General features: G+C 64.0%; 14 protein-coding genes and 1 tRNA gene. 13 read left to right on the top strand and 2 right to left on the bottom strand.

Translation table 11 applies throughout. The annotated features are described in order from the left end of the window. Positions 1-250: FAD-dependent oxidoreductase (locus tag G3N92_RS09345; RefSeq protein WP_206127177.1), on the bottom strand; the 250-nt coding region annotated here is incomplete at its 3' end. Between the two features lie 170 nt (positions 251-420). Here G3N92_RS09345 and G3N92_RS09340 point away from each other — a divergent pair. Both G3N92_RS09340 and G3N92_RS09335 read left to right on the top strand, forming a co-directional pair. After that, the gene (locus tag G3N92_RS09340; protein ID WP_206127176.1) at positions 421-1197 is read left to right on the top strand and encodes an SDR family oxidoreductase; all 777 of its coding nucleotides are present in this window, start codon (positions 421-423) and stop codon (positions 1195-1197) included. 27 nt (positions 1198-1224) lie between these two features. Next, entirely contained in the window at positions 1225-1656 is a 432-nt protein-coding gene (locus G3N92_RS09335; protein ID WP_206127175.1) for a thioesterase family protein, read from the top strand. Between the two features lie 56 nt (positions 1657-1712). Here G3N92_RS09335 and G3N92_RS09330 read toward each other — a convergent pair whose 3' ends face one another. Next, entirely contained in the window at positions 1713-2258 is a 546-nt protein-coding gene (locus G3N92_RS09330; protein ID WP_206127174.1) for a LuxR C-terminal-related transcriptional regulator, read from the bottom strand. Between the two features lie 220 nt (positions 2259-2478). Here G3N92_RS09330 and G3N92_RS09325 point away from each other — a divergent pair, with 220 nt between their 5' ends. From G3N92_RS09325 to pheS, 11 genes are all read left to right on the top strand, one after another. Next, positions 2479-3183, top strand: a complete 705-nt coding sequence (locus G3N92_RS09325) for a CoA transferase subunit A (RefSeq protein ID WP_206127173.1) — start codon at positions 2479-2481, stop codon at positions 3181-3183. A gap of 1 nt (position 3184) precedes the next feature. After that, positions 3185-3826: a CoA transferase subunit B gene (locus G3N92_RS09320; protein ID WP_206127172.1), complete on the top strand. Its 642-nt coding sequence runs from the start codon at positions 3185-3187 to the stop codon at positions 3824-3826. A 282-nt stretch (positions 3827-4108) separates the two neighbouring features. Continuing rightward, the gene (locus G3N92_RS09315; RefSeq protein ID WP_206127171.1) at positions 4109-5008 is read left to right on the top strand and encodes an alpha/beta hydrolase; all 900 of its coding nucleotides are present in this window, start codon (positions 4109-4111) and stop codon (positions 5006-5008) included. A gap of 81 nt (positions 5009-5089) precedes the next feature. After that, positions 5090-5443, top strand: coding sequence for a RidA family protein (locus G3N92_RS09310; RefSeq protein ID WP_206127170.1), 354 nt, complete (start codon positions 5090-5092; stop codon positions 5441-5443). A gap of 33 nt (positions 5444-5476) precedes the next feature. Then, entirely contained in the window at positions 5477-7714 is a 2238-nt protein-coding gene (locus G3N92_RS09305; protein WP_206127169.1) for a bifunctional (p)ppGpp synthetase/guanosine-3',5'-bis(diphosphate) 3'-pyrophosphohydrolase, read from the top strand. A 78-nt stretch (positions 7715-7792) separates the two neighbouring features. Beyond that, positions 7793-7869 (top strand) — tRNA-Val (locus G3N92_RS09300). Between the two features lie 246 nt (positions 7870-8115). Next, positions 8116-10023, top strand: a complete 1908-nt coding sequence (gene thrS / locus G3N92_RS09295; RefSeq protein ID WP_206127168.1) for a threonine--tRNA ligase — start codon at positions 8116-8118, stop codon at positions 10021-10023. 49 nt (positions 10024-10072) lie between these two features. Continuing rightward, complete coding sequence (gene infC, locus G3N92_RS09290; RefSeq protein ID WP_206127178.1) at positions 10073-10597, top strand: translation initiation factor IF-3; 525 nt, start codon at positions 10073-10075, stop codon at positions 10595-10597. A 190-nt stretch (positions 10598-10787) separates the two neighbouring features. After that, on the top strand, positions 10788-10985 hold the full coding sequence (gene rpmI, locus G3N92_RS09285) for a 50S ribosomal protein L35 (RefSeq protein ID WP_006052501.1): 198 nt from the start codon (positions 10788-10790) through the stop codon (positions 10983-10985). Between the two features lie 29 nt (positions 10986-11014). Continuing rightward, positions 11015-11374 carry a 50S ribosomal protein L20 gene (gene rplT / locus G3N92_RS09280; RefSeq protein WP_004192938.1) on the top strand — a complete coding sequence of 120 codons (360 nt, stop codon included), beginning with the start codon at positions 11015-11017 and terminating at the stop codon, positions 11372-11374. 148 nt (positions 11375-11522) lie between these two features. Then, entirely contained in the window at positions 11523-12536 is a 1014-nt protein-coding gene (gene pheS / locus G3N92_RS09275) for a phenylalanine--tRNA ligase subunit alpha (RefSeq protein ID WP_206127167.1), read from the top strand. Positions 12537-12544: the final 8 nt, after the last annotated feature.

Below are 12544 nucleotides of genomic sequence, written 5' to 3'. Positions count from 1 at the left end.
CCTTTTCCTTCCAGTCGGGGAACAGCTCGCCGATCGCGCGCGGATCCATCACGGCGCCCGACAGGATGTGCGCGCCGATCTCCGAACCCTTCTCGAGCACGCAGACGTTGATCTCGCCGCCTTTTTCGGCCGCGAGCTGCTTCAGGCGGATCGCCGCCGACAGACCGGCCGGGCCGCCGCCGACGATCACGACGTCGTATTCCATCGACTCTCGAGGGCCGTATTGCTCGATCAGGCTTGTGGGGGTCATTGGCGTTCCTCTAACCGTTAGAATGCTTTTTAATTGGGAGCGTATTGTCGATCAAATAAAACGGTTGCCGCAACAGAATGCGGCTAGATTAGCACGATCGTTCTATTTATATGATAAGGTTCCTGCCCGGCAGCAAGCCGCATGCCGGGCTATCCAGCAAGGGAGTTGTGATGGGTCGTTCGATCAATCTGGAAGGCAAGGTGGCGATGGTGACGGGCGCGTCGAGCGGGCTGGGCCAGCGCTTCGCGCAGGTGCTCTCGGAGGCCGGCGCGAAAGTCGTGCTGGCGAGCCGGCGTGTCGAGCGCCTCAAGGAGCTGCGCGCGCAGATCGAGGCGGCCGGCGGCGCGGCGCATGTCGTCGCGCTCGACGTGACCGACCACCAAAGCATTCGCGCCGCGGTGGCGCATGCCGAAACGGAAGCCGGCACGATCGATATTCTGGTCAACAATTCGGGCGTATCGACGATGCAGAAGCTCGTCGACGTGACGCCCGACGATTTCGGCTTCGTGTTCGACACCAACACGCGCGGCGCGTTTTTCGTCGCGCAGGAAGTGGCCAAGCGGATGATGATGCGCGGCAACGGCCACGGCAAACCGCCGTACCGCATCATCAATATCGCCTCGGTGGCGGGCTTGCGCGTGTTTCCGCAGATCGGCCTGTATTCGATGAGCAAGGCCGCCGTGGTGCACATGACGCGCGCGATGGCCAGCGAATGGGGCCGGCACGGCATCAACGTCAACGCGATCTGCCCCGGCTACATCGATACCGAAATCAATCACGACCTGTGGGAAACCGAGCAGGGCCGCAAGCTGCAGTCGATGCTGCCGCGCCGGCGCGTCGGCAAACCGCAGGATCTCGACGGCCTGCTCCTGCTGCTGGCGGCCGACGAGTCGCAATTCGTCAACGGCTCGATCATCTCGGCCGACGACGGGTTCGGGCTCGCATGAAGCGGTGGTTCGTTGGAAGAAAGTGAAATGAGCGATTACGTTCCCGTTTTCGAGATGTCGATGCCGATCCGCTGGGGCGACATGGATGCGTTCGGCCATGTCAACAACACGGTCTATTTCCGTTATATGGAGCAGGCGCGGATCTCGTGGTTCGAGGAGCTCGGCATTGCGGGCGGCAATGGCGAGGGGCAGGGGCCGGTGATCGTCACGGCCTCGATGGAGTTTCTCAAGCAGTTGCACTACCCGGGCGACGTGATCGCGCGCATGACGGTGGCCCAGCCGGGACGCAGCAGCTTCGACACCGGCTTCGAGCTGACGCGCGCCGACGATCCGAGCCATCTGTACGCGCGCGGGAACGCACGCTGCGTCTGGATCGATTACGCGCTCGGCAAATCCGCGCCGTTGCCGGACCTGCTGCGCCATACCATCGAAGCGGCGCTGCGCCAGCGCGTCGAATGAACGGCGGGCCGTTTCCGGCCCGTTCTCGCGCGCATGCGCGGCGCAACCGCGCGCGGCTACTGGCCGAGCAGCCGCTGCAGCAGTTCGGCCGTGTTGGCCGTCCCGTACTTGCGCATCAGCCGCGCGCGGTAGATATCGACCGTGCGCGAGCTGATTTCGAGCACGCGGCCGATCTGTTTGCTGGTCTTGCCGGTGGCCAGTTGCGCGGCGATCTCGCGCTCGCGCGGCGTCAGCTCCACGGCCACGCGCCGCGTCGCGCTCAAATCCTCGAAAGTCCACACGCCGTCGGCGAGCGGCGCCGCGCGGTCGAGCGCGCGGCCCGTCACGTGGCACCAGAACAGCTCGCCGTCGGCGCGCTTCATGATCCGTTCGTCCGCATAGCAACCGGTTGCACTCATCAGCCGGGTGATGCGCTCGCCGATCCGCTGGAATTCGTCCGGCGACGGGTACAGCACACGGTACGACTGGCCGATCAGGTCGGTGCGGCGGCAGCGGAACATGGCCGCCAGTGCGTCGTTGCAATCCTCGATCACGCGGTCGCGCGACAGCACGAGGCCGATCGGCGCAAGGTGGAAGGCAGTCTGGTAATCGAGTTCGGGCATCGGGCGGTGTCGTCGGGCGTTCGCGCATGGCGGTGAACGCTTATGTATTTTTGCGTATTGTGCCGCATCGGCTGCCCATCGTACCCTTTCCGGCAAATCACTCGACGCATGCGCCGCGTTGTCAACGCGGGATCATCCGAGGGTGTCTAGAATGACGCGGCGGGTTCGACACGCGTCGCGAACCGGTTCGACTGGTTTCCATAGAGGAAGGGACAGAAAGATGAACAAGATCTACCCAAGCGCGGCTGCCGCGCTCGAGGGCATCGTCGCGGACGGGCAGACCTTTGCCGTCGGCGGCTTCGGCCTGTGCGGGATCCCCGAGGCGCTGATCGCCGCGCTGCGCGACAGCGCCGTGAAGGGCATCACCTGCATCAGCAACAACGCGGGCGTCGACGGCTTCGGCCTCGGCCTGCTGCTCGAAACGCGGCAGATCAAGAAGATGATCTCGTCGTACGTCGGCGAGAACAAGGAGTTCGAGCGCCAGTATCTGGCCGGCGAGCTCGAGCTGGAATTCACGCCGCAGGGCACGCTGGCCGAGAAGCTGCGCGCCGGCGGCGCGGGCATTCCGGCGTTCTTCACCAACACCGGCTACGGCACCGTCATCGCGGACGGCAAGGAAACGCGCCAGTTCGGCGAGAAGCACTACGTGCTGGAGCCGTCGCTGACGGCCGACGTCGCGCTCGTGAAGGCCTGGAAGGCCGACAAGTCCGGCAACCTGATCTATCGCCGCACGGCGCGCAACTTCAACCCGATGTGCGCGATGGCCGGCCGCATCACGGTGGCGGAAGTCGAGGAAATCGTCGAGAACGGCGAGCTCGATCCGGACCACATCCACACGCCGGGCATCTTCGTGCAGCGTCTCGTGCTGAACGCGACGCCGGAAAAACGTATCGAACAACGCGTCGTGCGCGCGAAAGGAGACTGACATGGCCTGGAATCGTGACCAGATGGCTGCGCGCGCGGCCAAGGAACTGCAGGACGGCTTCTATGTGAACCTCGGCATCGGGCTGCCGACGCTGGTGGCCAACCACGTGCCGGCGGGCGTCGAGGTGTGGCTGCAATCGGAAAACGGGTTGCTCGGCATCGGCCCGTCGCCGACCGAAGAGGAAATCGACGCCGACCTGATCAACGCCGGCAAGCAGACGGTGACGACGCTGCCGGGCTCGTCGATCTTCTCGTCGGCCGATTCGTTCGCGATGATCCGCGGCGGCCACATCAACCTGGCGATCCTCGGCGCGATGCAGGTCAGCAAGAAGGGCGACCTGGCGAACTGGATGATCCCGGGCAAGATGATCAAGGGCATGGGCGGCGCGATGGATCTGGTGGCCGGCGTCAAGCGCGTGGTGGTGCTGATGGAGCACGTCGCGAAGGGCGATCAGCACAAGATTCTCGACGAGTGCAACCTGCCGCTGACGGGCGTGGGCGTGGTCGACATCATCATCACCGATCTCGGCGTGATCGAAGTGACCGACGCGGGCCTCAAGCTGATCGAGCTGGCCGACGGCGTGAGCGTCGACGAGATCAAGGCCAAGACGGGCGCGCCGCTCGACGTCAGCGCCGTGTCCTGAGCGAATCGCGGCGGCGGTTTGTGTTGCCGCATCGATTCGACGAACGCCCCGTGGCTCGCGCCGCGGGGCGTTTTTGTTTCTATGGAGCGGTGCGCGGCCGTCGCGCCGGGATCGGCGGCGTCGGGATGACGCCGGCGTGAAGCGCGCATGACACGTCACGCTCGGCGCGGCATCGGCGGCGCATGCGTGCAACGAAGCGGTTTACAATCGGTCGCGTCTGCGCGCGGGCCGTCCGGGCCCGCCGGTCCGCCGGCCTGGCCGGCCCAACGCGAGGACGCACCGATGTCCGATTCCTTTCCGTCTTCCGCCTCGCCGCGCGAGCGCCATGTGCAATGCGCGAGCCCGGCGGGCCTCCACCGTCTTGCCTATACCGAATGGGGCGATCCCGATAATCCGCGCGTGCTGGTGTGCGTGCACGGATTGACGCGTTCGGGCCGCGATTTCGACCGGCTCGCCGCCGCGCTGTCCGACCGCTACCGCGTGGTCTGTCCGGATGTCGCCGGGCGGGGCCGCTCCGGCTGGCTGGCCGACCCGCGCCTCTATGGCCTGCCGCAATACGTGGCCGACATGATCACGCTGATCGCGCGGCTCGATGTCGAGCGCGTCGACTGGTTCGGCACCTCGATGGGCGGCCTGATCGGCATGGTGCTCGGCGGCCTGCCCGATACGCCGATCGCGCGGATGCTGCTCAACGACGTGGGCCCGCATATCGAACCCGATTCGCTCGCGCGGATCGGCGAATACCTCGGCAAGGAGATGCATTTCGACACCGAGCAGGCCGGCATCGATCACCTCGCGGCGCTCGCCGCGTCGTTCGGCCCGCTGACGAGCGACGAATGGCGCGAAATCAACGCGCCGCTGCTGGCGCCCGACGCGGCCCAGGGCGGCTGGCGCGTGCGCTACGATCCGCGCATCGCCGAGCCGTTCCGCGCCACTACGCCCGAGCAGCTCGAAGCCGGCGAAGCGGTGCTCTGGCGTTCGTTCGAGGCGTTCGCCGGGCCGCTGCTGGTGGTGCGCGGCGCCGGTTCCGATCTGCTGTCGGCGGCTACCGTGGCCGAGATGACGGCGCGCGGCAAAGCGGCGTCGAGCGTCGAGGTTGCGGGCGTCGGTCATGCCCCGGCATTCCTCGACCCGGCACAGATTACAATCGCCCGCCGATTTTTCGAGCAAGACGCGTCATAATATGCAGTTCGGCCGCAGGTTCCCGGGCACGCATGCCCGAGCCGCCGGCCGAACTCCATTCACTTCTTTCCGGGAATTTCCATGGCAGTCATTCGTCATCACGTGGGCGCGCGTCTTTCCGAAACCGCCGTGCACAACGGTACCGTCTATCTGGCCGGCCAGATCGCCGAAGACACGGCGCAGGACATCAAGGGCCAGACGCTCGAAGTGCTGGGCCATATCGACCGCCTGCTCGCCGAAGTGAACAGCGACAAGGCGAACCTGCTGTCGGTGCAGATCTACATCACCGACATGGCGAACTTCCCGGGCATGAACGAAGTGTGGGAATCGTGGGTCGTGCAGGGCGCCACGCCGCCGCGCGCCACCGTCGAAGCGAAGCTGGCCAACCCGGCTTGCCTCGTCGAAATCGTGGTCGTCGCCGCTCAGAAGAGCTGATCACCCCGCCTTGATGCCTGTGCCGGTCAGCCGATGAACGTCGATCCCGCTTCCGCCGCCGCTGCGGCGTCCCCCGAGTTCGACGACGTGCTCGCGTTCGTGCGCGAGCACGCGGGCGACGCTTGCCTGTCGTCGGGGGAGCGGCTGGCCGATCACGCGGCCGGCATCGTCGCGCTGATGCGCACGCTCAACGTCGATCCGCATGCGGTGCAGGCCGCCGCGCTGTTCCCGTTGACGCCGCATCTGAACGATCCCGAAAAGGAAATCGCCGAGCGTTTCGGCGACGAAGTCGCGAAGCTGGTGAGCGACGTGCGCAAGCTGCTGCGGCTCGGCACGGTCAGCCTGCTGGCGGCGCGCCAGGTGCCCGAGGGCAACCGCGACGCGCAGGCCGAGCGCCGCGCCCAGATCGAAGCGTTGCGCAAGATGCTGCTCGCGTTCGCGCAGGACATCCGCGTGGTGTTGATCCGGCTCGCGTCGCGGCTCCAGTCGCTGCGCTACTACGCGGCCGCGAAGCGCCAGCCGCCGCCCGATGTGGCGCGCGAAACGCTCGATATCTATGCGCCGCTCGCGAACCGGCTCGGCATCTGGCAATTGAAGTGGGAACTGGAGGATCTGGCGTTCCGCTTCGAGGATCCCGTCACCTACAAGCGCATCGCCAAGCTGCTCGACGAGAAACGCGTCGAGCGCGAAGCCTATGTGACGCAGGCGATCGCGCGGCTCGAGCAGGAACTGGCGGCCGCGCAGATCCCGGCCGAAGTCAGCGGCCGGCCGAAACACATCTACAGCATCTGGCGCAAGATGCGCGGCAAGGAGCTCGATTTTTCCGAGCTGTACGATGTGCGCGCGTTTCGCGTGATCGTCCCCGACATCAAGGATTGCTACGCGGTGCTGGGCATCGTTCACCACCTGTGGCAGCCGGTGCCGCGGGAGTTCGACGACTACATTTCGCGGCCCAAGCCGAACGGCTACAAGTCGCTGCATACAGTCGTGATCGGCGACGACGGCCGCGCCTTCGAGGTGCAGATCCGTACCCAGGAGATGCATCGCTTCGCCGAATACGGCGTGGCGGCGCACTGGCGCTACAAGGAAGCCGGCGCGCGCGGCTACGGCGGCCAGTTCTCGGCCGGCGACAAATACGACGAGAAGATCGCCTGGCTGCGGCAACTGCTGGCCTGGCGCGAGGAAGTGACCGACGGCGCGCCCGAGGAGGCCGGCAACGAGGCCTGGGCGCAGTTGCGCGAGACTTCGCTCGACGACGACCACATCTACGTGATGACCCCGCAGGCGCGCGTGATCGCGCTGCCGCACGGCGCCACGCCGATCGATTTCGCGTATCACCTGCACAGCGAGCTGGGCCACCGCTGCCGAGGCGCGCGCGTGGACGGTTCGATGGTGCCGCTCAACACGCCGCTGGCCAACGGGCAGACGGTCGAGATCGTCGCGGTGAAGGAGGGCGGGCCGTCGCGCGACTGGCTGAACCCGCAGCTCGGCTATCTGCAGAGCGGCCGCGCGCGCCAGAAGGTGCGGGCGTTCTTCAACCTCAACGATCAGCAGGAAATCATCGCGCGAGGCCGGACGCTGGTCGAAAAAACCTTGCAGCGCGAAGGCAAGACGTCGGTCAGCCTCGACAGCCTCGCGGCCAAGCTCGGCTTCAAGGCGCCCGACGAGTTGTTCGCCGCGGTCGGCAAGGAAGAGTTCAGCCTGCGCACGGTCGAGCACGCGCTGTCCGATGCGCCGCCGCCCGAACCCGACATCGAGGCGCCCGAGCAGTTCGAGAAGCGCAGCAGCGGCGCCAGCGTCGCGCACGGCGCCTCGACGGGCGTGCTGGTGGTGGGCGTCGACGCGCTGCTCACGCAACTGGCGCGCTGCTGCCGGCCGGCGCCGCCCGATCCGATCAGCGGTTTCGTGACGCGCGGCAAGGGCATGTCGATCCATCGCAGCGATTGCGAGATGTTCCGCCGCATGGCCGAGCGCGCGCCGGAGCGCGTGCTGCAAACCACCTGGTCGGCCGATGTGCTCGGCGGGCGCGGCCAGTCGGTGTATCCGGTCGACCTGATCATCGATGCCAGCGATCGCCAGGGCCTGCTGCGCGATATTTCCGAAGTGTTCGCGCGCGAGAAGATGAACGTGATCGGCGTGAAAACGCAAAGCCGGCGCAACGCGGCGGTCATGCAATTCACCGTGGAAGTATCGAATTCGGCGCAGGTTCAGCGGGCGTGCACGCTGCTCGGCGACGTGTCGGGCGTGGTGCGCGCCACGCGCAAGGCGTGACGAATCGGGTGGCAAGATCGCCGCGCTGCACAAACCGCTTGCCAGAGTCGAAAAAGGTCCATATACTCTCGTTTCTCTAGGCTCGTAGCTCAGTTGGTTAGAGCACCACCTTGACATGGTGGGGGTCGTTGGTTCGAATCCAATCGAGCCTACCAACGATATCGGCTTCGGCAGGTTGCACCGTCCGAAGCAGCAGTAGACATACTCTCTACGCACAAGGCAAATACCGTGATGACATCGCGAACGTTGACCGAAACGACTTCGGAACGACGCTAGTCGAGGAACGTATTCGCCTGTAGTTTGGATGTACCGAAATGCGGCCCCTCGAAAGCGGGGCCGCATTTTTTTTGCCGTTTTTAACGCTTTGCTTGCCGCGTCCTGTCGGCATCACGGAGATTGCTATGGTTTCGATACGCCTGCCCGATGGCTCAGTTCGACAATACGAGCATCCGGTGACAGTTGCCGAAGTGGCCGCGTCGATCGGCGCCGGCCTTGCGAAGGCCGCGCTCGGCGGCAAGCTCGACGGCGAGCTTGTCGATACCTCGACGCTGATCGATCGCGACGCGTCGCTGGCGATCGTCACCGACAAGGACGCGGACGGCCTCGACATCATTCGCCACTCGACGGCCCACTTGCTGGCCTACGCGGTGAAGAGCCTGTATCCGGAAGCGCAGGTCACGATCGGGCCGGTCATCGACAACGGCTTCTACTACGATTTCTCGTACAGCCGCCCGTTCACGCCCGAAGATCTCGAGAAGATCGAAAAGCGCATGCAGGAACTCGCGAAGAAGGACGAGCCGGTGTCGCGCCGCGTCGTGTCGCGCGAGGAGGCAGCCGAGTACTTCCGCGGTATCGGCGAGAAGTACAAGGCCGAGATCATCGAATCGATTCCGACGAGCGACGACATCAAGCTGTATTCGCACGGCGGTTTCACCGATCTGTGCCGCGGCCCGCACGTGCCGTCCACCGGCAAGCTGAAGGTCTTCAAGCTGATGAAGGTCGCGGGCGCCTACTGGCGCGGCGATTCGAAGAACGAGCAGTTGCAGCGCATCTACGGCACGGCCTGGACCAAGAAGGAAGACCAGGAAGCCTACCTGCACATGCTTGAAGAAGCGGAAAAGCGCGATCACCGCAAGCTCGCCAAGCAACTCGACCTGTTCCATATGCAGGAAGAGTCGCCGGGCATGGTGTTCTGGCATCCGAAGGGCTGGACGCTCTGGCAGCAGATCGAGCAATACATCCGCCGCCGCCTGAATGCGGTCGGCTATCTCGAGATCAAGACGCCGATGATCATGGATCGCTCCCTCTGGGAAGCGTCGGGTCACTGGCAGAACTATCGCGAGAACATGTTCACGACCGAGTCGGAGAAGCGCGACTACGCGATCAAGCCGATGAATTGCCCGGGCCACGTCCAGGTGTTCAATCATGGCCTGCGCTCGTACCGCGATCTGCCGCTGCGTTACGCGGAATTCGGCTCGTGCCACCGCAACGAGGCGTCGGGCGCGCTGCACGGCCTGATGCGCGTGCGCGGCTTCGTGCAGGACGATGCGCACATCTTCTGTACGGAAGACCAGTTCATCTCGGAATCGATCGCGTTCAACGAACTCGCGATGAGCATCTACAAGGATTTCGGGTTCGATCAGATCGCGATCAAGCTGTCGCTGCGCCCCGATCAGCGCGCCGGCACCGACGAAACCTGGGATCGTGCCGAGCAGGGCCTGCGCGATGCGCTGACGGCCTGCGGCCTCGAGTGGGAAGAGCTGCCGGGCGAGGGCGCGTTCTACGGCCCGAAGATCGAATACCACATCAAGGATGCGCTGGGCCGGTCGTGGCAGTGCGGCACGCTGCAGCTCGACATGGTGCTGCCGGAGCGCCTTGGCGCCGAGTACGTGGCGGAGGACAACAGCCGCCGCCGGCCGGTCATGCTGCACCGTGCAATCGTCGGTTCGATGGAGCGTTTTCTCGGCATCCTGATCGAGCACCATGCCGGCGCGATGCCGTCCTGGCTGGCTCCGGTGCAGGTCGTGGTGATGAATATCGCCGAAAATCAGGCCGAATATGTGCAGGCTGTAACCCAATCGTTGCAAAAACAAGGGCTTAGAGTTGAAGCCGATTTGCGCAACGAGAAGATTAGCTATAAAATACGCGAGCACACGCTCGAAAAAGTGCCGTACCTGCTGGTAGCCGGCGAAAAAGAGCGTGAAGCACAAACGGTAGCCGTGCGTGCCCGTGGCGGCGTCGACCTTGGCGTAATGCCGGTCGAAGCCTTCGTTGAGCGCCTGCAGCAGGATCTGCGGGCGTTCAAGTAACCGCCCTGGCAGCGCGGCTCGTTTTTTTAATTTTTAGAGGAAACGTAACATCGCTACTGATAAGTCGTCGCATCGCATCAACGGTGAAATCAATGCGCCGGAAGTGCGTCTGGTCGGGGTCGATGGAGAACCCATCGGTATCGTGAAACTCGCCGATGCCTTCCGCAAGTCGGAAGAGCTGGATGTTGATCTGGTGGAGATCGCGCCGCAGGCCGTTCCCCCCGTTTGCCGTCTGATGGACTACGGCAAGTTCAAGTACCAGGAGTCCAAGAAGCAGCACGAAGCGAAGCTGAAACAGAAGGTCATCCAGGTCAAGGAAGTTAAATTCCGTCCGGGTACCGACGATGGCGATTACAACGTCAAGCTTCGCAATCTGTTGCGCTTCCTCGAGGACGGCGACAAGACCAAAATCACGTTGCGTTTCCGCGGCCGTGAAATGGCTCACCAGGAAATCGGCATGCGCGTGCTCGAACGTCTGCGCGCCGATCTCGACGAAGTCGGCCAGGTCGAGCAGATGCCGAAGATGGAAGGGCGCCAGATGATCATGGTGCTCGCTCCGAAAAAGAAGAAGTAATGCGCGAACCGCCGTGCCCGGCACGGCGGTTCGTCAAGCAGTGCGGCGGGTGGCCCGGTCAGGGCGGCTCGCCAGACATGACGGCGCACGGGCAGTGTGTGCGTCGTACACAAGTGGACTGGGTTTCAAAGGGCGGTTCAGGGCGCAAGCCAGCCGCACACCCACCTCCATCTAATAAACTGGAGTTGTTATGCCTAAGATGAAGACCAAGAAGAGTGCTGCAAAGCGCTTCGTGGTGCGTCCGGGCGGTACCGTCAAGCGCGGTCAAGCCTTCAAGCGCCACATCCTGACCAAGAAAACCACGAAGAACAAGCGCCACCTGCGCGGTTCGACGGCAGTTCATGATTCCGATCTGAACTCCGTCCGCGCAATGCTGCCGTTCGCGTAACCCCTAACTGATACTCCAAGGAGAGAAACATGCCTCGAGTCAAACGTGGGGTAACCGCACGGGCCCGCCACAAGAAGATCATCAACCTGGCCAAGGGTTATCGCGGTCGCCGCAATAACGTCTATCGCATCGCCAAGCAGGCGGTGATGCGTGCTGGTCAGTACGCATATCGCGACCGTCGCAACAAGAAGCGTGTGTTCCGCGCACTGTGGATCACGCGTATCAACGCGGCAGTCCGTCAGCACGACATGACCTACAGCGTGTTCATCAACGGCCTGAAGAAGGCGTCGATCGAACTCGACCGTAAGGTTCTGGCTGACATGGCGGTGTTCGACAAGGCTGCTTTTGCCGCGATCGTCAAGCAGGTGAAAGCCGCCGTTGCAGCCTAATTGCGAAATTAGCACTGCATGGTCAGTTGCAGCGACGCTCCGGTAGTCACGGCCGCTGCAGCGAAAACGGGGCTCATCCGAGCCCCGTTTTTGTTGGATCGAGCGATTTGCTCGCCGAGAACGAACGACGTTGGAAATGATGGGATCAATGGATCTGGACCAGATTGTCACTGACGCGAAGCAGGCCTTCGAACAGGCTGCCGATATCACCACGCTCGAAAACGAGAAGGCACGCTTTCTCGGCAAGTCGGGTGCGCTGACCGAGCTGTTGAAAGGGCTTGGCAAACTCGATCCCGAAGCGCGCAAGACCGAAGGCGCACGCATCAACGTCGCGAAGCAGCAAGTGGAAGGCGCGCTCACCGCGCGACGCCAGGCGCTCGCCGACGCACTCCTGAATCAACGCCTCACTTCCGAGGCCATCGACGTGACCCTGCCGGGCCGCGGCGCCGGTGCGGGCAGCCTGCACCCGGTGATGCGCACCTGGGAGCGCGTCGAACAGATTTTCCGCTCGATCGGTTTCGATGTGGCCGACGGCCCCGAAATCGAAACCGACTGGTACAACTTCACCTCGCTGAACAGCCCGGAAAATCATCCGGCCCGTTCGATGCAGGATACGTTCTACGTCGACGGCAAGGACGCCGAAGGCCGCCAGCTGTTGCTGCGCACGCACACGAGCCCGATGCAGGTTCGCTACGCGCGCATGAACAAGCCGCCGATCAAGGTCATCGCGCCGGGCCGCACCTATCGCGTCGACAGCGATGCCACGCACTCGCCGATGTTCAATCAGGTCGAAGGCCTGTGGATCGAAGAGAACGTCAGCTTCGCCGACCTGAAGGGCGTCTACACCGATTTCCTGAAGAAATTCTTCGAGCGCGACGACATCCTCGTGCGCTTCCGCCCGTCGTACTTCCCGTTTACCGAACCGTCGGCCGAAATCGACATGATGTTCGAACACGGCAAGAACGCCGGCAAATGGCTCGAGATCTCGGGCTCGGGCCAGGTGCATCCTACGGTCATCCGCAACATGGGTCTCGATCCGGAGCGCTACATCGGCTTCGCGTTCGGCAGCGGCCTCGAACGGCTCACGATGTTGCGCTACGGCGTGCAGGATCTGCGCCTGTTCTTCGAGAACGATCTGCGCTTCCTCCGCCAGTTCGCGTGAACCGGCGC

Origin of the sequence: Burkholderia sp. Ac-20379, assembly GCF_017104645.1 — a bacterium.
Classification (GTDB): Bacteria; Pseudomonadota; Gammaproteobacteria; order Burkholderiales; family Burkholderiaceae; genus Burkholderia.
Note: the sequence above shows the minus strand (reverse complement) of the source record. Positions and strands in the feature narration are given on the sequence as shown.